24 protein-coding genes are annotated in these 23,474 nt (G+C 63.4%); 20 read left to right on the top strand and 4 right to left on the bottom strand.

The genetic code is table 11. From position 1 onward, the window contains the following. Positions 1-4: 4 nt before the first annotated feature. The 13 genes from ACMGF5_RS03270 to ACMGF5_RS03210 all read left to right on the top strand — a co-directional run bounded on the left by ACMGF5_RS03270 (position 5) and on the right by ACMGF5_RS03210 (position 13,516). Positions 5-511, top strand: a complete 507-nt coding sequence (locus tag ACMGF5_RS03270; protein WP_115274010.1) for a chemotaxis protein CheW — start codon at positions 5-7, stop codon at positions 509-511. Next, positions 508-1,752 (top strand): CheR family methyltransferase, encoded by a 1,245-nt coding sequence (locus tag ACMGF5_RS03265; protein ID WP_115274011.1) that lies wholly within the window; start codon positions 508-510, stop codon positions 1,750-1,752. The genes ACMGF5_RS03270 and ACMGF5_RS03265 overlap by 4 nt, the downstream gene beginning before the upstream one ends. After that, positions 1,749-2,414: a chemotaxis protein CheW gene (locus ACMGF5_RS03260; RefSeq protein ID WP_115274012.1), complete on the top strand. Its 666-nt coding sequence runs from the start codon at positions 1,749-1,751 to the stop codon at positions 2,412-2,414. Before ACMGF5_RS03265 ends, ACMGF5_RS03260 begins: the two co-directional genes overlap by 4 nt. After that, positions 2,411-4,678 carry a hybrid sensor histidine kinase/response regulator gene (locus ACMGF5_RS03255; protein ID WP_119687684.1) on the top strand — a complete coding sequence of 756 codons (2,268 nt, stop codon included), beginning with the start codon at positions 2,411-2,413 and terminating at the stop codon, positions 4,676-4,678. Before ACMGF5_RS03260 ends, ACMGF5_RS03255 begins: the two co-directional genes overlap by 4 nt. Beyond that, complete coding sequence (locus tag ACMGF5_RS03250; RefSeq protein ID WP_119687683.1) at positions 4,675-5,688, top strand: chemotaxis response regulator protein-glutamate methylesterase; 1,014 nt, start codon at positions 4,675-4,677, stop codon at positions 5,686-5,688. The genes ACMGF5_RS03255 and ACMGF5_RS03250 overlap by 4 nt, the downstream gene beginning before the upstream one ends. 51 nt (positions 5,689-5,739) lie before the next feature. Beyond that, entirely contained in the window at positions 5,740-6,744 is a 1,005-nt protein-coding gene (wspR, locus tag ACMGF5_RS03245; RefSeq protein WP_174142360.1) for a Wsp signal transduction system regulator diguanylate cyclase WspR, read from the top strand. A 91-nt stretch (positions 6,745-6,835) separates the two neighbouring features. Next, a protein-coding gene (gene prfB / locus ACMGF5_RS03240; protein ID WP_115274014.1) for a peptide chain release factor 2 occupies positions 6,836-7,931 on the top strand; the annotation gives its coding sequence in 2 pieces (ribosomal slippage) (positions 6,836-6,907 and positions 6,909-7,931; 1,095 coding nt in all). A gap of 89 nt (positions 7,932-8,020) precedes the next feature. Then, positions 8,021-9,523: a lysine--tRNA ligase gene (lysS, locus tag ACMGF5_RS03235; RefSeq protein ID WP_046784347.1), complete on the top strand. Its 1,503-nt coding sequence runs from the start codon at positions 8,021-8,023 to the stop codon at positions 9,521-9,523. 143 nt (positions 9,524-9,666) lie between these two features. Further along, positions 9,667-10,371: a TetR/AcrR family transcriptional regulator gene (locus ACMGF5_RS03230; protein WP_046784346.1), complete on the top strand. Its 705-nt coding sequence runs from the start codon at positions 9,667-9,669 to the stop codon at positions 10,369-10,371. Positions 10,372-10,400: 29 nt separating this feature from the next. Further along, a complete protein-coding gene (locus tag ACMGF5_RS03225; protein WP_115274015.1) occupies positions 10,401-10,949 on the top strand; it encodes a hypothetical protein in 549 nt (182 codons plus the stop codon). Between the two features lie 71 nt (positions 10,950-11,020). Further along, entirely contained in the window at positions 11,021-12,298 is a 1,278-nt protein-coding gene (locus tag ACMGF5_RS03220; protein ID WP_039602209.1) for a flavohemoglobin expression-modulating QEGLA motif protein, read from the top strand. Next, the gene (locus ACMGF5_RS03215; protein ID WP_404601793.1) at positions 12,270-13,193 is read left to right on the top strand and encodes an alpha/beta hydrolase; all 924 of its coding nucleotides are present in this window, start codon (positions 12,270-12,272) and stop codon (positions 13,191-13,193) included. The genes ACMGF5_RS03220 and ACMGF5_RS03215 overlap by 29 nt, the downstream gene beginning before the upstream one ends. Beyond that, positions 13,190-13,516: a hypothetical protein gene (locus ACMGF5_RS03210; RefSeq protein WP_012315932.1), complete on the top strand. Its 327-nt coding sequence runs from the start codon at positions 13,190-13,192 to the stop codon at positions 13,514-13,516. The genes ACMGF5_RS03215 and ACMGF5_RS03210 overlap by 4 nt, the downstream gene beginning before the upstream one ends. Before the next feature lie 71 nt (positions 13,517-13,587). On the opposite strand, the gene ACMGF5_RS03205 is transcribed toward ACMGF5_RS03210, so the two are convergent. The 3 genes from ACMGF5_RS03205 to ACMGF5_RS03195 form a co-directional block, all read right to left on the bottom strand. After that, positions 13,588-14,376, bottom strand: coding sequence for an OmpA family protein (locus tag ACMGF5_RS03205; RefSeq protein WP_115274017.1), 789 nt, complete (start codon positions 14,374-14,376; stop codon positions 13,588-13,590). Between the two features lie 50 nt (positions 14,377-14,426). Next, positions 14,427-14,840: a DUF4398 domain-containing protein gene (locus ACMGF5_RS03200; RefSeq protein WP_012315930.1), complete on the bottom strand. Its 414-nt coding sequence runs from the start codon at positions 14,838-14,840 to the stop codon at positions 14,427-14,429. Between the two features lie 271 nt (positions 14,841-15,111). Further along, positions 15,112-15,456, bottom strand: coding sequence for a pilin assembly protein (locus ACMGF5_RS03195; RefSeq protein WP_115274018.1), 345 nt, complete (start codon positions 15,454-15,456; stop codon positions 15,112-15,114). A 170-nt stretch (positions 15,457-15,626) separates the two neighbouring features. On the opposite strand from ACMGF5_RS03195, the gene ppc reads away from it, so the two are divergent. The 7 genes from ppc (at position 15,627) to ACMGF5_RS03160 (ending at position 22,767) form a co-directional block, all read left to right on the top strand. After that, the gene (gene ppc / locus ACMGF5_RS03190) at positions 15,627-18,254 is read left to right on the top strand and encodes a phosphoenolpyruvate carboxylase (protein WP_281870110.1); all 2,628 of its coding nucleotides are present in this window, start codon (positions 15,627-15,629) and stop codon (positions 18,252-18,254) included. A gap of 257 nt (positions 18,255-18,511) precedes the next feature. Then, on the top strand, positions 18,512-19,162 hold the full coding sequence (adk, locus tag ACMGF5_RS03185) for an adenylate kinase (RefSeq protein ID WP_414157561.1): 651 nt from the start codon (positions 18,512-18,514) through the stop codon (positions 19,160-19,162). Positions 19,163-19,249: 87 nt separating this feature from the next. Beyond that, positions 19,250-19,924, top strand: coding sequence for a tRNA (adenosine(37)-N6)-threonylcarbamoyltransferase complex dimerization subunit type 1 TsaB (gene tsaB, locus ACMGF5_RS03180; RefSeq protein WP_046784340.1), 675 nt, complete (start codon positions 19,250-19,252; stop codon positions 19,922-19,924). Between the two features lie 129 nt (positions 19,925-20,053). Further along, positions 20,054-20,341 (top strand): hypothetical protein, encoded by a 288-nt coding sequence (locus tag ACMGF5_RS03175; protein WP_115274020.1) that lies wholly within the window; start codon positions 20,054-20,056, stop codon positions 20,339-20,341. A gap of 3 nt (positions 20,342-20,344) precedes the next feature. Further along, entirely contained in the window at positions 20,345-21,214 is an 870-nt protein-coding gene (locus ACMGF5_RS03170) for a DUF72 domain-containing protein (protein WP_115274021.1), read from the top strand. Between the two features lie 29 nt (positions 21,215-21,243). Beyond that, a complete protein-coding gene (locus ACMGF5_RS03165; RefSeq protein ID WP_119687681.1) occupies positions 21,244-22,074 on the top strand; it encodes an isocitrate lyase/PEP mutase family protein in 831 nt (276 codons plus the stop codon). Positions 22,075-22,080: 6 nt separating this feature from the next. Then, entirely contained in the window at positions 22,081-22,767 is a 687-nt protein-coding gene (locus ACMGF5_RS03160) for an extensin family protein (protein WP_119687680.1), read from the top strand. A gap of 2 nt (positions 22,768-22,769) precedes the next feature. Here the strand turns inward: ACMGF5_RS03160 and ACMGF5_RS03155 are convergent, their stop codons facing one another. Then, positions 22,770-23,390, bottom strand: coding sequence for a hypothetical protein (locus ACMGF5_RS03155; RefSeq protein WP_046784335.1), 621 nt, complete (start codon positions 23,388-23,390; stop codon positions 22,770-22,772). Positions 23,391-23,474 lie beyond the last annotated feature (84 nt).

The following is a 23,474-nucleotide window of genomic DNA, read 5'->3' as shown; positions in this document are numbered from 1 at the left end:
CGCCATGACTGACCTGCACACGCATGCGGCAGCAGCGGCCAGCGCCAAGGGCAAGCTGTACCTGCTATTTCGTCTCAATGACCAACGTTTCGCCCTGGATGTGCGCCAGGTGGTCGAAGTGCTGCCTCGCCTGCCACTCAAGCCGATCGCCCAGGCGCCGGCCTGGGTTGCCGGCATCGTTGCCCATCGTGGCGTGCTGGTGCCGGTGGTCGACCTGTCGGCCCTGAGCTTTGGTCAGCCTGCCACTGCGCGCACCAGCACACGGCTGGTGCTGGTGCGCTATCGCGGCGAGCATCAGTTGGGGCTGATCCTTGAACAGGCTACCGAGACCTTGCGCTGCCTCGCTGAGGAGTTTCAGCCGTATGGGCTGGACAACCCCGAAGCGCGTTACCTGGGCCCGGTTCGCCAGGACGCCAACGGCCTGCTACAGCGTATCGAGGTCGATGACTTGCTGTCTGATACTGTGCGCGAACTGCTGTTCCCACAACAGTCGGGGCAGGTGTCGGCATGAGCGAGCAACGGTTTTTCCGCTTTCTGCAAGAGCGCATCGGCCTGGATGTCGAATCGGTCGGCGCGCCCATGGTCGAGCGTGCCTTGCAGCAGCGCCGTGTCGCGGTCAACGCCCAAGACCTTCACGACTATTGGCTGTGCTTGCAGCAATCGGCAGATGAGCAACAGGCGCTTATCGAAGCGGTGATCGTCCCGGAAACCTGGTTCTTCCGCTACCGGGAGTCGTTTACCGCGCTGGTCGGGCTGGCCCACAAACGCCTGGCCGAACTTGCCGGCGAGCGGCCGCTACGCTTGCTGAGCCTGCCGTGCTCCACGGGTGAAGAACCTTATTCCCTGGCCATGGCACTGCTCGATTCAGGCATGAACCCGGCTGCGTTTCGCATCGACGGTATCGACATCAGCCCCAATTCGGTGGCCAAGGGCGTGCAGGCGGTCTACGGTCGCAACTCGTTCCGCGGCGTTGATCTGGCCTTTCGCGAGCGCCACTTCCACGCGCTCGCCGAAGGCCATGAGCTGAATGAGCGGGTGCGTGCACAGGTGAACCTGGCCGTGGGCAACGTGCTCGACCCGGCGCTGGGCAGCCGTGACGGTTATTACGACTTCGTGTTCTGCCGCAACTTGCTGATCTACTTCGACGTGGCGACCCAGCAGCGCGTGTTCGAGGTGCTCAAGCGCCTTACCCACGAGCACGGCGTACTGTTTATCGGGCCGGCCGAGGGCAGCCTTCTGGCAAGGCTGGGTATGCGGCCGCTGGGCATTGCCCAGTCGTTCGCCTACGTTCGCCAGCCGTTGGATGCGCCAGCACAGCCTCGGCTCATCCCGCCGGCGCCACTCGCACCGAGCCGCCCCGTGCCTGCCCCTGCGCCCATTTCGCGGCCCTTGCGCTCGGTTGCGGTTGCCCCGCCCACAGTGGTGCAGCGCGAGAGCGAAAGTGAGTTGCTGGCCCTCATCGCGAGGCAGGCCAACGCGGGTGAGGGCACGCAAGCGCGTGCCAATTGCCAGCGCTACCTGCAGCAGTTCGAGCCCAAGGCTCAGGTGTATTACTGGCTGGGACTGCTCAGCGATACCGAAGGCGATGCCCGGCAAGCCCAGACGCACTACCGCAAAGCCCTGTACCTGGAGCCGCAGCACCCTGAGGCGTTGCTGCACCTGGCCATGTTGCTGGCGGCCCAAGGCGACGAAGCCGGCGCTCGCCGCTTGCACGAACGCGCGGCACGCGCTGGCAGGGGGGCTGAACGATGAGCGTCGAACACGCAATTGCGCTGCTCGCCCAGGACGATGAGCGCATCGACGATTGCTGGAACCGGATCGGCGTGCACGGCGACAAGCAATGCCCGCTGCTGCAAAGGCATATCCATTGTCGCAACTGTGAAGTCTATGCTGCGGCCGCTACCCGTCTGCTGGACCGCTATGCACTGGCTCAGGACGATCAGTTGCACGAGGCGGCGCAGGTCGAGTCCAGCGTCGGGCGCTCGCTGCTGCTGTTTCGTCTGGGTGAGGAGTGGCTGGCCTTGGCGACCGCCTGCCTGGCCGAGATCGCCCCGGTGCAGCCGGTACATTCATTGCCGCATCAGCGTTCCAGGGTGCTGCAAGGGGTAGCCAATGTGCGTGGCGCACTGGTGCCGTGCCTGTCGCTGAGCGAAATGCTGGGGCTGGCGCGCTTGCCGGAGCCTGCGCGCAGCAGCCGGGCGATGCCGCGCATGTTGATTCTGGCGGCGGCAGGCGGGCCAGTGGTGCTGGCGGTGGACGAGATCGACGGTATTCATCGCCTGGAGTTCACACTACCGGGCGCCACTGAAGATACTGCACCGTTCACCGCCGCCGTACTGCAGTGGCGCGGGCGCAGCGTGCGTGTGCTGGACGAACAACAACTACTGTCTGCCGTGCAGCGGAGCCTGTCATGACCCCTGAGCAAATGCGCGACGCATCGTTGCTCGAGCTGTTCAGCCTGGAAGCCGAAGCTCAGACCCAGGTGCTCATCACAGGGCTGATGGCGCTGGAGCGCAACCCGACCCAGGCCGCTCAATTGGAAGCCTGCATGCGTGCTGCGCACTCTTTGAAGGGTGCTGCACGCATCGTGGGCATCGACGCCGGGGTCAGCGTGGCCCATGTGATGGAAGATTGCCTGGTAGCGGCCCAGGAAGGCCGGCTGCTGCTGCGCGCTGAACATATCGATGCCTTGCTGCGCGGTACCGACCTGCTGTTGCATGTCGCAACGCCCGGGGACCCTGCCGGTGAGGGCGCGGTACCCGGTTTTCTGGCCCAGATGGCTGGCTTGCTGGACCCTCCCGGTGCACCTGTGCCTTCCAGCGTGCCGGCCCAGACACCATTGCCCACGGTCGAGCTGGTTACCCCCGAGCTTGAGCCCGAAGCAGAGCCTCCCGTGCCGCGCAGGGCATCCAAGCGCGGCGCCCAAGGTGGCGAGCGGGTGTTGCGGGTAACTGCCGATCGGCTCAACAGCCTGCTCGACTTGTCGAGCAAGTCGCTGGTCGAGACCCAGCGCCTCAAACCCTATCTGGCCACCCTGCAGCGCCTCAAGCGCATGCACGGCCAAGGCATGCGCGCCCTCGATGGCCTGAAAGCCCAGTTGGAAGGCAGCGGCCAGAGCCTGCCGGTGTTGGAAGCACTGGCCCAGGCGCAACGGCTGCTGATGGAAACCCAGCACATCCTGCAACAGCAAACCGCCGACCTTGACGAATTCGGCTGGCAGGCCAGCCAGCGGGCGCAGTTGCTGTACGACACAGCCCTGGCCTGCCGCATGCGCCCGTTTGCCGATGTGCTTACCGGCCAGAGCCGTATGGTGCGAGACCTGGGCCGCTCGCTGGGCAAGCAGGTGCGTCTGCAGATAGACGGTGAAAAGACCCAGGTCGACCGCGATGTGCTGGAAAAGCTCGAAGCGCCGTTGACCCATCTGCTGCGCAATGCAGTCGACCATGGTATTGAATTGCCCGAGCAGCGGCTGTTGGCGGGCAAACCGGAAGAAGGTGCAATACGCCTGCGAGCCTCCCATCAGGCCGGCCTGTTGATCCTTGAACTGAGCGATGACGGCGCCGGCATCGACCTGCAACGGCTGCAGCGCAGTATCGTTCAGCGCGGCTTGTCCCCGGCGGACACCGTGGCGCAGATGAGCGAGGCGGAGCTGCTGACCTTCCTGTTCCTGCCGGGCTTCAGCATGCGCGACAAAGTGACCGAAGTCTCCGGCCGCGGTGTTGGCCTGGACGCGGTGCAGCATCTGGTGCGGGACCTGCGCGGCTCGATCGAGCTGACCCAGCAGGCCGGCCAGGGCTGCCGCTTCCATCTGGAAGTGCCGTTGACCCTTTCGGTGGTACGCAGCCTCGTGGTGGAAGTCGGCGGGGAGGCTTATGCGTTCCCGCTGGCGCATATCGAGCGCACCTTGGAGGTGACGGCCGAGCAGATCGTGCAAATCGAGGGGCGTCAGCATTTTTGGCACGAGGGCCGGCATATCGGTCTGGTGGCGGCCAGCCAGTTGCTCAACCGGCCCGCCGCGCAAGGTGATGAAAGCGCTTTGCGGGTCGTGGTGATCCGCGAACGTGAACAGCTTTACGGTGTGGCCGTGGAGCGGCTGATCGGTGAGCGGGTGCTGGTCGTGATGCCGCTCGATGCACGGCTGGGCAAGGTCCAGGACATTTCCGCGGGGGCGCTGCTGGACGACGGTTCGGTGGTGTTGATCGTCGATGTCGAAGACTTGCTGCGCTCGGTCGAGAAACTGCTCAGCACCGGCCGCCTGGAGCGCATCGAGCGCGGCGTGCAGGCAGGCCGTGGCGCCAGCCGCAAGCGCATTCTGGTTGTCGACGACTCGCTCACCGTACGCGAGCTGCAACGCAAGCTGCTGAGCAACCGCGGTTTCGAGGTGGCCGTGGCAGTCGATGGCATGGACGGTTGGAATGCACTGCGTAGCGAGGATTTCGACCTGCTGATCACCGACATCGACATGCCGCGAATGGACGGTATCGAGCTGGTCACCTTGGTGCGCCGCGACCAGCGCCTGCAGTCGCTGCCTGTGATGGTGGTGTCGTACAAGGACCGCGAAGAAGATCGACGGCGAGGCCTGGACGCTGGCGCCGACTACTATTTGGCAAAAGCCAGCTTCCACGACGATGCGTTGCTCGACGCCGTGGTTGAACTGATCGGAGGTGCTCAAGGATGAAGATCGCCATCGTCAACGATATGCCCATGGCGGTAGAGGCGTTGCGCCGGGCCCTGGCCCTGGAGCCTGCGCATGAGGTGATCTGGGTGGCCAGCAATGGCGCCGAGGCCGTGCGCCAGTGTGCCCAGGCAACGCCCGACCTGATTCTCATGGACCTCATCATGCCGGTGATGGATGGTGTGGAGGCGACCCGGCGGATCATGGCCGAGACGCCGTGTGCCATCGTCATCGTCACCGTCGACCGCAAGCAGAACGTGCACCGCGTGTTCGAGGCCATGGGCCATGGGGCCCTTGATGTGGTCGACACCCCGGCGCTGGGCGCGGGTGATGCGCGGGAAGCGGCGGCGCCGTTGCTGCGCAAGATCCTCAACATCAGCTGGTTGATCGGCCAACAGCGGCCCAGCGCGACCAAACCGGTCGCCGCGCCGTTACGCGATGCCGCCCAGCGCCGCGGCCTGGTGGCGATCGGCTCATCGGCCGGCGGGCCTGCGGCCCTCGAGGTGCTGCTAAAGGGCCTGCCCAAAGCGTTCCCGGCATCCATCGTGCTGGTCCAGCATGTTGACCAGGTGTTCGCTGCCGGCATGGCAGAATGGCTTGGCAGTGCCTGCGGCATGCCGGTGCGCCTGGCCCGTGAAGGGGAGCCGCCGCAGCCTGGGCAGGTCCTGCTGGCGGGCACCAATCACCACATACGCCTGCTGAACAACGGCCAGTTGGCCTACACTGCCGAACCTGTCAACGAAATCTACCGGCCCTCAATCGATGTGTTCTTCGAAAGTGTGGCGCGCTATTGGCGCGGGCAGGCGGTGGGCGTGCTGCTCACCGGCATGGGCCGCGATGGTGCCCAAGGCCTGAAACTGATGCGCCAGCAAGGCTTCCTGACCATTGCTCAGGACCAGTCCAGCAGCGCAGTCTACGGTATGCCCAAAGCCGCCGCGGCAATCGATGCAGCGGTGGAAATCCGTCCGCTGGAGCGAATCGCCGGGCGCCTGATGGAAATCTTTGCACAATGACGATATGTATTGAATCACACCGCCCCTGCGGCCGTGATCAGGTGAATAGGGATGATTGATCTACCGATCGAAGGGTTTGCGACCGCCAATGAAAATTCGGCGATGGTCTTGCTGGTCGACGATCAGGCGATGATCGGCGAAGCGGTGCGTCGTGGCCTGGCCCATGAGGAAAACATCGATTTCCATTTCTGCGCCGACCCCCATCAGGCGGTGGCTCAGGCCATGCGCATCAAACCTACGGTGATCCTCCAGGACCTGATCATGCCGGGCCTCGACGGCCTGACCCTGGTGCGCGAATACCGTAACAATCCGGCTACCCGGGACATCCCGATCATCGTTCTGTCGACCAAGGAAGACCCTTTGGTCAAAAGTGCGGCCTTCGCTGCCGGGGCCAACGACTACCTGGTCAAGCTGCCGGATACCATCGAACTGGTGGCTCGCATCCGCTACCACTCCCGCTCGTACCTGACCCTGCTGCAGCGTGACGAGGCCTACCGGGCGCTGCGCGTGAGCCAGCAGCAACTGCTCGACACCAACCTGATGCTGCAGCGGCTGATGAACTCCGATGGCCTCACCGGTCTGTCCAACCGCCGCCATTTCGATGAGTACCTGGAACTGGAATGGCGCAGGGCCATGCGTGAGCAGCAGCAGTTGTCGCTGCTGATGATCGATGTCGACTACTTCAAGGTCTACAACGACAGCTTCGGCCACCTGGCAGGTGATGAAGCGCTGCGCCAGGTTGCAGAGGCCATCCGCGGCTCCTGCTCACGGCCTACCGACCTGCCGGCGCGCTACGGGGGCGAGGAGTTCGCGCTGGTATTGCCCAACACCTCCCCGGGCGGTGCGCGGCTGGTCGCGGAGAAGCTGCGCCAGACCATACATGGCCTGAATATCCCGCATACGGCATCGCAAGACGATTCGCGCCTGACCGTGAGCATCGGCCTGGCGACCCAGACGCCGGCGATCGGCAGCCATTGTCGGCAATTGATCTCGGCAGCCGACAAGGGGTTGTACCAGGCCAAGAACAGCGGGCGTAACCAGGTCGGTATCGCCTGAGGTTCAAGCGGCTGCCCAACGGGCTGCCGCAGCTCCCTGGATCGGTTATACTCGCGGGCTTTTCACCGAATTCGTACGAGAGCCGCGCGCCATGGAAATCCAACCGATCCTGAACACCATCAAGGACCTCACCGAGCGTTCCCAGTCCATTCGGGGGTATCTTTGACTACGATCAAAAAGCTGACCGCCTGATCGAAGTCAACCGCGAGCTGGAAGACCCGGCCGTCTGGAACAAGCCCGAGTACGCCCAGGCCCTGGGCCGCGAACGTGCCATGCTGGCGCAGGTCGTCGAGACCCTGGACAAGATGTCCGGCGGCCTGGCCGACTGCCAGGATCTGCTCGACATGGCCGTCGAGGAAAATGACGAAAGCGCCGTGAGCGACGTCGTGACCGAGCTGCAAGGCCTGGAAGAAAAACTGGCCCAGCTTGAGTTCCGTCGCATGTTCAGCGGCGAGATGGACATGAACAACGCCTACCTGGACATCCAGGCCGGCTCTGGCGGTACCGAAGCGCAGGACTGGGCCAACATCCTGCTGCGCATGTACCTGCGCTGGGCCGACAAGCGCGGTTTCGACGCCACCATCATCGAGCTTTCCGAGGGCGAAGTCGCCGGCATCAAGGGCGCCACCGTGCACATCAAGGGCGAGTACGCCTTCGGCTGGCTGCGCACCGAAATCGGCGTGCACCGCCTGGTACGCAAGAGCCCGTTCGACTCCGGTGCCCGTCGCCACACCTCGTTCTCGGCGGTGTTCGTGTCGCCCGAGATCGACGACAAGGTCGAGATCGACATCAACCCGTCCGACCTGCGCATCGACACTTACCGTTCCTCCGGTGCCGGTGGTCAGCACGTGAACACCACCGATTCGGCGGTACGTATCACCCACGTGCCGACCAACACCGTGGTGGCGTGCCAGAACGAACGCTCCCAGCATGCCAACAAGGACACCGCCATGAAAATGCTGCGGGCCAAGTTGTACGAGCTGGAAATGCAAAAGCGCAACGCCGCCTCCCAGGCGCTGGAAGACAGCAAGTCGGACATCGGCTGGGGCCACCAGATCCGCTCCTACGTGCTGGATGACTCGCGTATCAAGGACCTGCGTACCGGCGTCGAGCGCAGCGACTGCAACAAGGTGCTGGATGGCGACATCGACCAGTATCTGGAAGCGAGCCTCAAGCAGGGGCTGTAAGCCGCACACCACCGCCGCGATGCCCGCACGCCGGCATCGCGTGCCCTGCCCGAAAAGGGCAACGAATACCTGATGGAAAGAATGACGACATGAGCGACCTCAAGACCGAATCGCAAGACCTGCAACAGGAAGAAAACACCCTGATCGCCCTGCGCAAGGAAAAGCTTGCCGCCGAGCGCGAGAAGGGTCAGGCCTTCCCCAACGACTTCCGCCGCGACAGCTACTGCAACGACCTGCAGAAGCAATACGTCGACAAGACCAAGGAAGAGCTGGAAGCTGCAGCGATCCCGGTCAAGGTAGCCGGTCGCATCATGCTCAACCGTGGCTCGTTCATGGTGATCCAGGACATGACCGGGCGCATCCAGGTCTACGTCAACCGCAAGACCCTGCCGGAAGAAACCCTGGCTGCGGTCAAGACCTGGGACCTGGGCGACATCATCGCCGCCGAAGGCACCCTGGCCCGCTCCGGCAAGGGCGACCTGTACGTTGAAATGACCAACGTACGCCTGCTGACCAAGTCGCTGCGCCCGCTGCCGGACAAGCACCACGGCCTGACCGATACCGAGCAGCGCTACCGCCAGCGTTATGTCGACCTGATGGTCAACGAAGAAACCCGCCACACCTTCCGTGTGCGTTCGCAGGTGATCTCGCATATCCGCAAGTTCCTCATCGACCGCGACTTCCTGGAAGTCGAAACGCCGATGCTGCAGACCATTCCTGGCGGTGCCGCGGCCAAACCGTTCGAAACCCACCACAACGCCCTGGACATGGCCATGTTCCTGCGTATCGCGCCGGAGCTGTACCTCAAGCGCCTGGTGGTCGGTGGTTTCGAGAAAGTGTTCGAGATCAACCGCAACTTCCGTAACGAAGGCGTTTCGACCCGGCACAACCCCGAGTTCACCATGCTCGAGTTCTACCAGGCCTACGCTGACTACCGTGACAACATGGACCTCACCGAGGAACTGTTCCGCGAGCTAGCCCAGCTGGTCCTGGGCAGCACCGATGTACCGTATGGCGACAAGGTGTTCCACTTTGGTGAGCCGTTCGTGCGCCTGTCGGTGTTCGACTCGATCCTCAAGTACAACCCTGAACTGACTGCGGCCGACCTGCAGGATGTCGAGCGTGCCCGTGACATCGCCAAGAAAGCCGGTGCCAAGGTGCTGGGCCACGAGGGCCTGGGCAAGCTGCAGGTGATGATTTTCGAAGAACTGGTCGAGCACAAGCTGGAGCAGCCGCACTTCATTACCGAATACCCGTTCGAAGTTTCGCCGCTGGCCCGCCGCAACGACGACAACCCGGCCGTGACCGACCGCTTCGAGCTGTTCATCGGTGGCCGCGAGATCGCCAACGCCTACTCCGAGCTCAACGACGCCGAAGACCAGGCAGAGCGCTTCCTGGCCCAGGTGGCCGAGAAGGACGCCGGTGACGACGAAGCCATGCACTACGATGCCGACTTCGTTCGCGCCCTGGAGTACGGCATGCCACCGACTGCTGGTGAAGGCATCGGCATCGACCGCCTGGTGATGCTGCTGACCAACTCGCCGTCGATTCGCGACGTGATCCTGTTCCCGCACATGCGCCCACAGGCCTGAGTGAATTGAACAAGCCGCCTTTCGGGGCGGCTTTTTCTTGCCTGAAGCCTTATGTTGTTTGTCAGGGCCCTATCGCCGGCAAGCCGGCGAAAGGGCCGGTGCAGTCACCCCAAGATCAATGAGGTACACCCGTGACACCCGCAATGGCCCAGCAAGGCGCCGCCGGCATTGCCACCGCCGTCGCCGAAAGCGTGCAATACCAGGGTCGCAAGACCGCCCGCCAAGGCAGCGAACAGCGCCGCCAGTTGATCCTCGACGCCGCCATGCGCATTGTCGTGCGTGATGGCGTGCGTGGCGTGCGCCACCGTGCGGTCGCCGCCGAGGCCGGTGTGCCGCTGTCGGCCACGACCTACTACTTCAAGGATATCGAGGACCTGCTCACCGATACCTTCGCCCAATACGTCGAACGCAGCGCCGCCTACATGGCCAAGCTGTGGGCCAATACCGAAGTGGTGCTGCGCCAGCTGCTTGCCCAGGGTGATGGCAGTGCGCAATCAAGGGCGCGTCTGGCTGACGAAGTGGCGCAGATGACTGCCGACTACGTTTCCCGTCAGTTGGTCAACCGCCGCGACTTCCTGATGGCCGAGCAAGCCTTCCGCCAGGAAGCGCTGCTGTGCCCGCGCCTGGCCGAACTGGTGTGCGCCCACGAGCAGATTCTGCTGCATGGCACGCGCCAGCTGTTGCAGGTGGTCGGCTCGCAGCAACCGGAACAGGACGCCCAGATGTTGACGGCGATTATCGAGCAGATGGAATATCAGGGCCTGCTCAAGGATGCCGATGCGCAAGCCGATGGGCAGATGCTCGCTATGCTTACCCGTTACCTGCACCTGGTGCTGGCATCGGCCTGAGCCGAGAACGAACTTTCAAGGAGAACCTGATGAAAGCCTGGCGTGTGGTGTTGTTGACGTTGTCATTCCTCCTGCTGGGCGGTTGTCTGGTGACCTTCCATGAGCCGTTGCCGAGCAATCAGGCGGCGCCCAAGGCCCTGCTGGGCAAGTGGAGCAGCAAGGACGCCTGGGGCGAGCCACTGAAGCTAGCCATCAGCCGCAGCGGCGCCGATGCCTACAAGGCCGTGGCCACGGCCAAGGGCAAGAAACCCGAAGAGTACGTATTCACCGTGTCACGCCACGGCAACCGCTGGTACCTCTCTGCCGGTGTACCCAAGCGCCTGGGCGGCCATTTCCTGATTGGCGGTTTCGATATCGTCGATGGCAAGGAACTGGTGATCTACAACCTTGATGTGGAACAGGTGCAGCAGGCGGTCGAGAAAAAAGAGCTGACCGGGCGCAACACGGAGGTACCGGAGGACAACGGTGAGGGCGTGCTGATCGACAGCCCGTCGGAGCGGGTGCTGGCCTATCTGGATGACCCGGCCAACTCCGACCTGTTCGTCGAGGTGGCGCGCTTCCAGCGCAGCGGCAAATGACCGTACAGGCCCCTCGCCGGCGTGCCGGCGAGGGGCCTGTACAGGTGCCTTGTTCTAGAAAGGAGTTCCCGGTGGACGAGTACCAGCAGACCATACGCGCACTGTCCGATCGCATCGTCACCGCGCAAACCCCTATACGTGTGCTCGATGCGGTCAAGTGGGATGACAACATCCGCCAGGGCTTTCTGAAGGCCAAGGGCAAAGAGCCGCCTGCAGTGGACCGCGCCTATTACCAGTCGCGGCCGCTGTCGTTCGACTCAAGTGCGGTCAAGGCCGAGTTCCAGAGCATCGAGCGCGACATCACCCGACAATTGGGGCAGTTCAACCCGGTGGGGCAGATCATGCGGCGCATGTGCAAGGAGTACCGCATGGTGGTGCGCATGCTCGAAGCACGCGGCACCGAGGATTTCGGCCTGATCTCCCAGGAACTCTATGGCGCGGCGTCCGATGCCTTCCACGCTGGCGACCCGACGCTGGCCGACCTTGGCCTGATGCTTTCCGATTACCTGAACAACATCGACGGCCGTGGTGACCTCAAGGACGAGCCGAAAAACCTGACTGCCAAGGAGGCCGTGGACATCCTCCAGCGCCGCCTGAACAAGGTGTTCGGCGAGGCCGAGGAAACCATCCGGGTGTTCGAGTCCGATGGGATCGTCGCCGATGCGGCGGCAGGGGCCGACTACATCAAGGTGCGCGCTGACGCCATGTTCAACAGCCGTGATGTGCGCGCGCTGGAAGTGCACGAGGGGCTGGTGCATGTGGGCACCACGCTCAACGGCCTGAACCAGCCGATCTGCACCTTCCTGTCGAAGGGCCCGCCTTCGTCGACGGTGACTCAGGAGGGTTTGGCGATTCTCATGGAGGTGATCGCCTTCGCCTCTTACCCCAGCCGTCTGCGCAAGCTCACCAACCGCACGCGCGCCATCCATATGGTCGAGGAGGGCGCCGATTTCCTCCAGGTGTTCGAGTTTTTCCGCGCCCAGGGCTTTGAAATGGCGCAGAGCTACAGCAATGCAAGCCGGGTGTTCCGCGGCTCGGTGCCCAATGGTCTGCCATTTACCAAGGATTTGTCCTACCTCAAGGGTTTCATCATGGTTTACAACTACATTCAGTTGGCCGTGAGAAAGGGCAAACTCGAGCAGATTCCGCTGCTGTTCTGCGGCAAGACTACCCTCGAAGACATGCGTACCTTGCGTCAGCTGGTCGAAGAAGGCCTGGTGGAACCGCCCAAGTACCTGCCGGAGCAGTTTCGCGACCTCAATGCGCTGTCGGCCTGGATGTGCTTCTCCAACTTCCTCAACCACCTGAGCCTTGATCGCATTGAAGCCGACTACGCGAACATTCTTTGAGCGCTGCCGCTGCCTGGTCCTGGGTTTGGCGCTGTTGGGCCTGGGCGGGTGCAGCAGCCTGTTGTTCTACCCGGAACCGGGCCAGCCGTTCACGCCCGAGCGTGCCAAGCTGCAGTACCGCGATGTCACCCTGACCACCGCCGACGGCGTCCGCCTGCATGGCTGGTGGCTGCCGGCCAAGGCGGGTGTCGAGGTCAAGGGCACGGTGCTGCACTTGCACGGCAATGGCGGCAATCTGGCTGGGCACCTGGGCGGTAGCTACTGGCTGCCGGAGCAGGGCTATCAGGTGCTGATGATCGATTACCGGGGCTATGGCCTGTCCCAGGGCAAGCCCGGCTTGCCACAGGTCTACAATGACATCGCAGCGGCCATGGCATGGCTCGACCAGGCCCCCGAGGTCAAGGGCAAACCCCTGGTATTGCTGGGGCAGAGCCTGGGCGGGGCAATGGCCATCCACTACCTGGCAGCCCACCCCGAGCAATGCCTGCGCTTCAGCGCACTGGTGTTCGATGGCGTGCCGGCCAGTTACCGCGATGTCGGGCGCTTTGCGCTGAGCACATCGTGGTTGACCTGGCCCTTGCAGGTGCCGTTGTCCTGGCTGGTACCCGATGGTGACAGCGCGATCCGTTCGGTCGAGCGCCTGAGCAGCCCACCCAAGCTGTTCTTCCATAGCATCGACGACAACCTGGTACCGATGAACAACGGCATTCGCCTGTACCAGCACGCACCGCCACCACGGGTGCTGCAACTGACCCGCGGCGGCCATGTACAGACCTTTGCCGACCCGGTCTGGCGCCAGGTGATGGTGCGTTTTCTTGATGACCCCCGCCATTTCAACGGCCTGCGGCGGCTGGCCGAAGTGCCCAACTACCCTGACGAGAAGAACAAGCAATGAGTGAAGAACGCAACGCCATCCCGCTGATCCTGACCGGTGTCGGCAGCATCATCGTGACGGTGGGGGCTCTGTGGTATTACGGCTACCTGCATTTCGCCAAGCCGGAGGATGCGTTGTTGCTGCAGGATTTCACCATGCTCAAGACCGTACCTGGTGAGGACTATAAGGTTTCCCTCGACCCAGCGCCGCAGGTGGCGCAGTGTGTGGACGGTGTGCTGGTGCTGTTCGACACAGCGCAAAAGGGCCTTACCGGGGTACTGGTCGACAACCGCAAGCGTGCGGTGCGTTGCATGGGTGAGCAGACCCCGCAACAAGTGCAATGACCCGCTCGAACCAACGATGAAAAAGAAGAACCCCGCCATGAAGGCGGGGTCCTTTTATCGACCTGTGAGCCTTACTGCACCTGGCTCACCGAACGCGGCGCTACCGGCTGGTTGTCGTTGGAGATGGTCACCTCCACCCGGCGGTTTTGCGCACGGCCCGAGTTGCTGCTGTTGTCAGCAACCGGGTATTCCTTGCCGTAGCCTTGAGCGACGATGCGCGCAGGGTCCACGCCTGCACGTACCAGCGCCATGCGCACGGCACCGGCGCGACGCTCGGACAGGGTCTGGTTGTAGTTGGCCGAACCGACGCTGTCGGTGTAACCCTCGACGATGACCTTGCGCTCAGGGTTTTCCTGGAGGAACTGGGCCAGCTTGGTCACGTTGGGCAAGGCGCTGCTTTTGAGTTCGGCCTTGTTGAAGTCGAACAGTACATCGCCGAAGGTCACCAGCGTACCGCGGTCGGTCTGCTTGGCGTTCAGGCTGTCCTGAAGCTTGGCGATCTGCGCGTCACGGGCATCGAGCTTGGCCTGGGCACGTTGGGCCGAGGCGTTTTTCAGCTCGTTTTCGGCCGAGCGCAGGGCAATGGTCTGCTTGGCCACTTCAACGCGCTGGTTGGTCAGGTAGGCCAACTGGTCGACTTTCTTGCTGTCCTCACGCTCCATGTAGGCCTTGTCGGCCTTGTTCAGCCAGTCTTGTGCGTCCTTGGTTTCAAGGGCTGCGATTTTGCTCGCCTGCGGGTCGCTCTGCAGCGACGAGAAGTTGGTGCGGGCCGACTCCAGGTTGGCGTTCGGGTCGTGCGAGCAGGCAGCGAGACCGACGCTCAGGGCCAGCAGGGCGGGAATCATGACGTGTTTGCGCATAGTGTTCATCCTTTGATCGAGTGCGAAGGCTAAGGCAGGCTGGGCGGCGCTCACTGAGCGCTACGCAGGCCTTCCTGACGTACGTCCTGAACGCCCTGGCGGGCGTCCTGCACGGCCTTCTGGGCCTTGGCCGCCTGGGCCTTGCGTTCGGCGAGGCGAGCGTCCCATTCGGCCTGCTCGGCCAGACGCTTGGCGTCCTCGTAGTTCTTGTCGTGCATGGCGATTTCGGCCTGCTTGAACTTGTCCTGCGCCGCTTTCATTTCAACGGCGGCGAACTCGGTACCGCCAGCGCTGACGGCGGAGTTCACGGCGGACTGGGTGACGGCATACTGCTCGGTGGGCGGGTTGCCCGCACAGCCGGCCAGGACCAGGCTACTGCCCAGGGCCAGCGCGGCCAGCTTGAACCCGCGCACATGAGTGGAGGAAAGTTTCGAAGTGCGGGTCTTCATGGTGGTCAGCTCCATTGGATCACTCCTGATAACGACGATGTCCGTAGCAGTCCATCCCATCGCTCAATCCCTGGCATCGCCGTGTGCTTCAGCTCAACGGTGCACGACGACAGTGTGCAGGGTTTTAGCGTGATGGCTATTGGCTGTGACTGGGTCGTTTTTTGAATAGTTCAGAAAAAAATGCCAACTATTTCTGACTGATCGGTCAGTGGTGTGTGAGCGGAACTTCCACTGTCAGAAGCGGTATTCCGGGCTGGAGGGCAGCCCGGAACGGGAGGCAGGCGCGTCAGTTTCCGCTGCCGTCGCCGGGGTTGCTGAGGGTGTGCAGATGGCGCCTTGAAAGCGCCAGAAAGCGCGGTGTAGAGCCTATGTCTTCGTACAGCGGATCGCCTTCTTCATCGGTGGAAATGACCTTGTTGCCCTGCACGTAGGGGAAGCTGGCTTCAAGCTCCTCGAGCGCGGCTGCGACCAGCTCACCGAGCAGTTCCTCGGCGGTGCGCTTGGGGTACATGTCGATGAGCGCCGCCAGGCGCGCCTCCGACTCCAGGTCCAGGTGCAAGGTATGGCCGGTCGGGCTCAGGGTGCCTGCGGCGTTCTGTTCCCAGTGCTGGGCGAGTTCGCGGATTTTCATGATGACCTCTGTAAACGCCTCGGAAAGGCTGCATTGCATCGGACTGCTGCACTTTTACTTTAGTTTGCTTTACCGGTCGTGGCTTGCCATGGCGGCCCCGCTGTGGGCACTCTTGGGCCAGTGCTGTTTCCTGAGCAGAGCGCGGGCGAGCCGCGCCGAAGAGAGGGCCAATGACTGATATCGATGTGCGCTTGCGTGAAGATGTCCATGTGTTGGGGGAGTTGCTTGGCGAAACCATTCGCCAGCAGCACGGTGACGCGTTTCTGCAGAAAATCGAGGACATTCGCCATAGCGCCAAGGCGGACCGGCGCAGCGCTGGCGAACAGCTGAGTTCTACCTTGGCGAACCTGGCTGAAGAAGACTTGTTGCCGGTGGCACGTGCCTTCAACCAGTTCCTCAACCTGGCCAACATGGCCGAGCAGTACCAGTTGATCCGGCGCCGTGATGCCGAGCAGCCTGAGCCTTTCGAGGCGCGGGTGCTGCCTGAGCTGCTGGCGCGTCTGAAGCAGGCCGGGCACAAGGACGATGCCTTGGCCAGGCAATTGGCCAAGCTCGATATCCAGCTGGTGCTCACCGCGCATCCCACCGAAGTGGCACGCCGCACATTGATCCAGAAGTACGATGCCATTGCCGGCCAGTTGGCCGTGCAAGACCATCGTGATTTGACCCCGGTCGAGCGCCAGCAAGTGCGCGAGCGCCTGCGCCGGTTGATCGCTGAGGCCTGGCACACAGAAGAAATCCGGCGCACCCGGCCAACGCCTGTAGACGAAGCCAAATGGGGCTTCGCGGTGATCGAGCATTCCCTGTGGCATGCCATCCCCAGCCACCTGCGCAAGGTGGACAAGGCGCTGTTCGACGCCACTGGCCTGCGCCTGCCGCTGGAAGCGGCACCTGTGCGCTTTGCCTCGTGGATGGGCGGCGATCGTGATGGCAACCCCAACGTGACCGCCGCAGTGACCCGCGAAGTGTTGCTGCTGGCACGCTGGATGGCGGCCGACCTGTTTTTGCGCGATGTCGACGCGCTGGCGGCAGAGTTGTCCATGCAGCAGGCCAACAGCGCTGTGCGCGAGCGGGTAGGGGACACCCCCGAGCCCTACCGCGCCGTGCTCAAGCAATTGCGTGACCGCTTGCGGGCGACGCGCGCCTGGGCCCATGCGTCGCTCACCGCTACCCAGCCGGCCAGTGCCGATGTGCTGGTGGACAACCGTGACCTGATCGCGCCGCTGGAGCTGTGCTACCAGTCCTTGCACGAATGTGGCATGGGCGTGATTGCCGATGGGCCATTGCTCGACAGTCTGCGCCGTGCGGTGACTTTTGGCCTGTTTCTGGGGCGCCTGGACGTGCGCCAGGATGCCGCCCGACACCGTGACGCGCTGTCGGAGATCACCGATTATCTGGGCATGGGCAGCTATGCGCACTGGGATGAAGACAAGCGTATCGCGTTCCTGCAGGCCGAATTGAAAAACCGCCGGCCATTGCTGCCGGCCCACTTCATGCCCCAGGCGGACACTGCCGAAGTGCTTGCCACCTGTCGCGAGATCGCTGCGGCGCCGGGCGCATCGCTCGGTTCGTATGTCATCTCCATGGCGGGCGCTGCATCGGATGTACTGGCTGTGCAGTTGCTGCTCAAGGAAGCCGGCCTGACCAGGCCGATGCGCGTGGTGCCGCTGTTCGAAACCCTGGCCGATCTGGACAACGCGGGCCCTGTGATGGAGCGGCTGCTCGGCCTGCCGGGCTATCGTGCGGGCTTGCGTGGGCCGCAGGAAGTGATGATCGGCTACTCCGATTCGGCCAAGGATGCCGGGACCACCGCCGCGGCCTGGGCCCAATATCGGGCGCAGGAAAATCTGGTACGCATCTGCCGTGAGCATCAGGTCGAACTGCTGCTGTTCCATGGCCGTGGCGGCACTGTCGGCCGCGGCGGTGGCCCGGCCCACGCGGCGATCCTCTCGCAACCACCGGGGTCAGTGGCAGGGCGGTTTCGCACCACCGAGCAAGGCGAGATGATCCGCTTCAAGTTTGGTTTGCCAGGTATCGCCGAGCAGAACCTCAACCTGTACCTGGCGGCGGTGCTGGAAGCCACCTTGCTGCCGCCGCCACCCCCTGAGCCGGCCTGGCGCGCCTTGATGGACCAACTGGCCGCCGATGGCGTCAAGGCTTACCGCCGCGTGGTGCGGGAGAACCCGGATTTCGTCGAGTATTTCCGCCAGTCCACACCCGAGCAGGAGCTGGGGCGCCTGCCGCTGGGCAGCCGCCCGGCCAAGCGTCGTGCCGGTGGCATCGAAAGCCTGCGTGCCATTCCATGGATCTTCGGCTGGACCCAGACGCGCCTGATGCTGCCGGCCTGGTTGGGGTGGGAGACCGCGCTGAGCAATGCATTGGCACGGGGGCAGGGTGAGTTGCTGGCGCAGATGCGTGAGCAGTGGCCGTTCTTCCGTACCCGCATCGACATGCTGGAGATGGTCCTAGCCAAAGCTGATGCGCAGATTGCCGAGGCCTACGACGAACGTCTGGTGCAACCGCAGTTGCTTCCTTTAGGTGCACATCTGCGCGACCTATTGTCGCAGTCCTGTCAGGTGGTATTGGGCCTGACCGGGCAGCAGGTGCTACTGGCGCACAGCCCGGAAACGCTGGAATTCATCAGCCTGCGCAACACCTACCTGGACCCGCTGCATCAGCTTCAGGCCGAGCTGCTGGCGCGCTCCCGCAGCCGTGAAGCCGCTCTGGACAGCCCGCTGGAGCAGGCCCTGCTGGTGACAGTGGCAGGGATTGCCGCAGGCCTGCGCAACACAGGCTGAGGCCACGGCTGGCTGCCCGCGCGCAAGGCCGCCCTGCGGGCCAAACCAGGGCAGGGAAGGTGGTTGCGCTGGGCGCAACCGCCTGCAGCCTTGGCTACAGATGGCCCATTCCTGCAACTTTGGGAAGCTTGTCTGGCTGACGGGCGCTGTGTATCTTGAGCAGCCTTCTGACCGATTTATGGTCATACCCGATTTTCCGGACTTGGCCCTGGTTGCCGAATCCATTGAATTTCATAAAAAAATTTGAGGAGCACGAGATGCGCGTAATTCTGCTGGGAGCTCCCGGGGCCGGTAAAGGTACTCAGGCAAAATTCATCACCGAGAAGTTCGGTATCCCACAGATCTCCACCGGTGACATGCTGCGTGCTGCCGTCAAGGCCGGTACCCCGCTGGGCCTGGAGCTCAAGAAAGTCATGGATGCCGGCCAGCTGGTCTCCGACGAGCTGATCATCAGCCTGGTCAAGGAGCGCATCGCCCAGCCAGACTGCGCCAACGGCTGCCTGTTCGACGGTTTCCCACGCACCATTCCGCAGGCTGAAGCCATGGTCGCTGCCGGTGTCGACATCGATGCAGTGGTCGAGATCGCCGTCGACGACGAAGAGATCGTCGGCCGCATGGCGGGCCGCCGCGTGCACCTGGCCTCGGGCCGTACCTACCACATTCAGTACAACCCGCCGAAAGTGGAAGGCAAGGACGACGTTACTGGCGAAGACCTGATTCAGCGCGACGACGACAAGGAAGAAACCGTGCGTCATCGCCTGTCGGTCTACCACACCCAGACCAAGCCGCTGGTGGACTTCTACCAGAAGCTGTCGGCCGCCAACGCTGGCAAGCCGAAGTACAGCCACATCGAAGGCGTGGGTTCGGTAGATACAATCACCGCCAAAGTGCTGGCAGCCCTGAGCTGATCCATCACCGTGTGTCACGACGGCCCGCTTGCGGGCCGTTGTCGTTTATACTGCCGCTCTTTTCACTTGCTCCTGGATACCCGTTCGATGACCACCCTGCTGGCCCTGGATACCGCCACCGAAGCCTGTTCCGTCGCGCTGCTGCATGATGGCAAGGTAACCAGCCATTACGAGGTGATCCCGCGCATGCATGCGCAGAAGCTGCTGCCGATGATCAAGCAGCTGCTGGGCGACTCCGGCGTGGCGCTCAATGCCCTCGATGCCATTGCCTTCGGCCGTGGCCCCGGCGCCTTCACCGGCGTGCGCATCGCCATCGGCGTGGTGCAAGGCCTGGCTTTCGCCCTGGAGCGCCCGGTACTGCCAGTGTCCAACCTGGCCGCGCTGGCCCAGGGTGCGTTGCGCGAGCATGGCGCGCAGCAGGTAGCGGCTGCCATCGATGCACGCATGGACGAGGTGTACTGGGGTTGCTACAAGGCGGTGGAGGGCGAAATGCGCCTGCAAGGCCTGGAAGCGGTGCTGCCACCGGAGCGCGTGGCGTTGCCTGATGGCAGCAGCGGCGATTGGTACGGGGCCGGCACCGGCTGGGGCTACGCCGAGCGTCTGGCCGTGCAGGCCAGTGCCAGCAACCCTGCGGCGCTGCCCAATGCGCTGGACATCCTCAGCTTGGCCAGCTTCGCCTGGGCGCGCGGCGAGGCAATCGTTGCCGATCAGGCGCAACCGGTTTACCTGCGCGATAACGTAGCTACGCCCAAAGCCCGCTGACGGCTGTTCGTCGGTTATCGCGGCTGTCGATAAAACCTTTGTCGCAAACTGTGGTCCAGTTATCACTAGAGCATTAGCGATGGAACCCTGATGCTGCTAAATTGCCATCATTGGTCCTGAGTGCTCATCATGCGTATCGACGGTTTCTCACCGCAGTCCTATCCGGTAAAGCGCGCGCCGCGCAAAGCGGCGGTGCGCGATGAGAGCATCGACGATGCCGAGCTCGTCGAAGAGGGCGAGGCTGCTCCGGAAGCGGCGCCGCGCCGCCGTCCCGGTGGCTTGCCGGCCCGCCAGCAAGACATGGTTTTCCCACGTGCCCGTGACCGCCGCACGGCCACTGCGCTGGCCAGCTACCTCAGTACTGCCGGTTTTACCGATTGGGACATGGAAGTGCTGGGGCTGGACCTGTACATTTGAGGGATGAGTTCATCCCACCTGCCTTATTTCCTGGGTTGCCCGTCATGGAGCGAAAGCGCCTGGCGCGACTACCTGTATCCCGCTGACGCCCGCACCGGCGAATTTCTTGGCCTTTACAGCCAGGTGCTGAATGCCGTCGAGGGCAACACCACCTTCTATGCCCGCCCGGCGCCGAGCACTGTCGAGCGGTGGGCGCAGGTCATGCCTGGGCACTTTCGTTTTACTGCCAAGTTCCCCCGTGATGTCAGCCATGAAGGCGACCTGCGCGAGCGGCTGGAAGCCGCGCTGGACTTCACCCGGCTGATGGCGCCCCTTGGCCAGCGGGTGTCACCGTACTGGTTGCAATTGCCGGCTCAGTTCGGCCCGGCTCGCCTGGCTGAGCTGGGGCATTTTCTCGATGAAATCGGTGTGCCTGTGGCGGTGGAAGTGCGTAACCAGGCTTTTTTCTCCAAGGGTGAGGAGGAGCGCCTGCTCAACCGTTTGCTGCACGAGCGCGGTGTTGAACGTATCTGCCTGGACTCGCGTGCATTGTTCAGCTGTACCTCGCGTGAGGCCGCCGTGCTCGACGCGCAAGCCAAGAAGCCCAGGGTTGCGCTGCGCCCCGCAGCTTTCAGCCAGCACCCCCAGGTCCGTTTTATCGGCCATCCCGAGCTCGACGCCAATGAAGCGTTCCTTTCGCCGTGGGTTGAAAAGGTCGCCAGCTGGATCGAGGAAGGCCGTAGCCCGTACATCTTCCTGCACACCTCGGACAACCGCCTGGCCGCCGCGTTGGCTCAGCGTTTTCATCAGCGGCTGATGGCGCGCTTGCCGGGGTTGGCAGCTTTGCCGGAATTGCCACGCGCCCCTGAGGTCGAACAACTGGGGCTACTTTGACCCTTACCGACCAGCCGGAGGTTGTGATCATGGATGTACAAACCCTGCGTGCCGAAGCCTTCAAAGCCCTGCACGAGCGCGATGGCGCGTTCGTCATCCCCAACCCGTGGGATGCCGGTTCCGCCAAGCTCCTGGCAAGCCTCGGCTTCGAGGCGCTGGCTACCACCAGTGCGGGCCTTGCCTTCAGCCTTGGGCGAGCGGATGCCGAAGCGGCGCTGAGCCTGGACGAGACACTCGACAACGCCGGGATGATCGTCGATGCCACTGCCTTGCCCGTTGCCGCCGACCTGGAAAATGGTTTTGGTGACCTGCCTGAAGACTGTGCCCACGCCATCCTGCGTGCCGCTGAAGCAGGGTTGGTCGGCGGCTCGATCGAAGATGCCAGTGGGCGCAGCGACGCGCCGATCTATGACCTGGGCCTGGCCGTAGAGCGGGTGAGGGCTGCAGTGCAGGCGGCGCGCAGCCTGCCATTTCCTTTCATGCTCTGCGCCCGCGCGGAAAACCTGCTGCACGGGCAAATGGACCTGGATGACACCATCCTGCGTCTGCAGGCTTATGCCGAAGCGGGCGCCGACGTGCTCTATGCGCCGGGTTTGCGCACTGTCGAAGAGATTCGCGCGGTGGTACAGGCGGTGGCGCCGAAACCTGTCAATGTGCTGATGGGGCTGGCGGGTGTGCCATTGAGCGTCAATCAGTTGCAGGACTTGGGCGTACGCCGCATCAGCGTGGGCTCTTCGCTGGCCCGTGCGGCGCTCGGTGCGTTTCAGCGCGCGGCATTGGAAGTTCGTGACCAGGGTACGTTCAGCTATGGTGAGCAGGCGTTGCCGTTCGCCCAGCTCAACGACCTGTTCCGGCGCTGAAGCGCGGTGCGCGCATTGGTGCTGCTGTGCGGGCTGCTGCTGGTAGCAGGCCTTTTCTGGCAGTGGGGTTGGCGCCTGCCGCAGGCCTGGGATCCGTGGGCAGCACTGGACGTTCGTCAGCCGCCGAACCTGCTGACGCCCTATAAGCTTTCGCGTCTGCGTGATGATCCGCAGTTGTGCCGCCAAGCGTTGGCGACCACGAGCCTGCGCTATCGGGCGCAGGCCGATAGCCCGGCATCGGCCAATTGCCCGTTGCAAAACGTCTGGCGTATAGAACAAGGCCAGGCGCGGTTGAGTAGCAGCTTCCTGGCCAGTTGCCCGTTGGCGGTGGCCTATGCGCTGTTCGAAAAGCATGGCTTGCAACCTGCAGCGCAGCAGGTGTTTGGCCAGCCGGTGGCGCAGGTCGATCATCTGGGCAGCTTCGCCTGCCGCAACGTCTATAACCGCAAGCAGGGCCGGCTCAGTCAGCATGCCACGGCCAATGCGCTGGATATCAGCGGCTTTCGCCTGCAGGACGGGCAGCGGATCGTGCTGGCGCGGGACTGGCAGGCAGGCGGGCAAAAGGCGGCATTCCTGCGGCAAGTGCAGCAAGCGGCCTGTAAGAGCTTCAGTACGGTGCTGGGGCCGGAATACAATGCCGCCCACCGCAATCACTTTCACCTGGACATGGGGCTGTGGCAGATCTGCCGTTAAGCTCAGGCGTGGATGCGAACGTTGTTCAGCACTACCGGGCGCGCCCAGTGGATGTCGAATTCCAGATCGTTCTGCTGCTTGGCCATGGTCGCTGCGTCGAATGGCTCCGGCGCGGGGTCGAGCAGGCCCGTCTCGAACTCGGCGATAGGCAGGTGCAACGGGCGCGGGGAGGGCGCAGGGCCTGGCTCGGCAAGCGGCTGACCCTGGCTCATGACCACTGGGCGCAGCCAACTGTTGCTGATGTCCAGTTGGCGCTGCTGCTGAATCATCTCGGCGGCGCTGAATGGCTCCGGCGCTGGCTCCAGCAGGTTGGCTTCCAGCTCAGCCTTGGGCAGGAACAGAGGCTCGGGTGGTGCAACGATGGTGTCGTGCACGGGGCAGGCGCGTTGGGCATCGATCAGGGCCAGGGCCCTGGCCCCGCCAATCGGCTCGCCGCTGATTTTGTCGTACTGCGCCAGCGCCTGATGGGTGCTGTCTGCCTCATCCCCTTGCTGCTCGGCCATGGCGCGGGCAAAGAAATCCTGCCACAGGTGGCTGACGCCCCCCAGTGCCTGGGTATTCTGCCGACCGTAGTTGCCGACGGGCGACAGGTAGGTCAAGCCGATGGGAAGAGTATCTGTCATGGCAGTCGTGCGCGTTGTGCTCTGGCAGAATAGCGGGATATTGCCTGTATCGGCCGATGGTGCCGATTCATTAAGGGCTTGGTT

Source organism: Pseudomonas sp. BNK-15, from assembly GCF_047456105.1.
GTDB lineage: Bacteria > Pseudomonadota > Gammaproteobacteria > Pseudomonadales > Pseudomonadaceae > Aquipseudomonas > Aquipseudomonas putida_E.
This window is presented reverse-complemented; position numbering and strand designations above follow the sequence as displayed.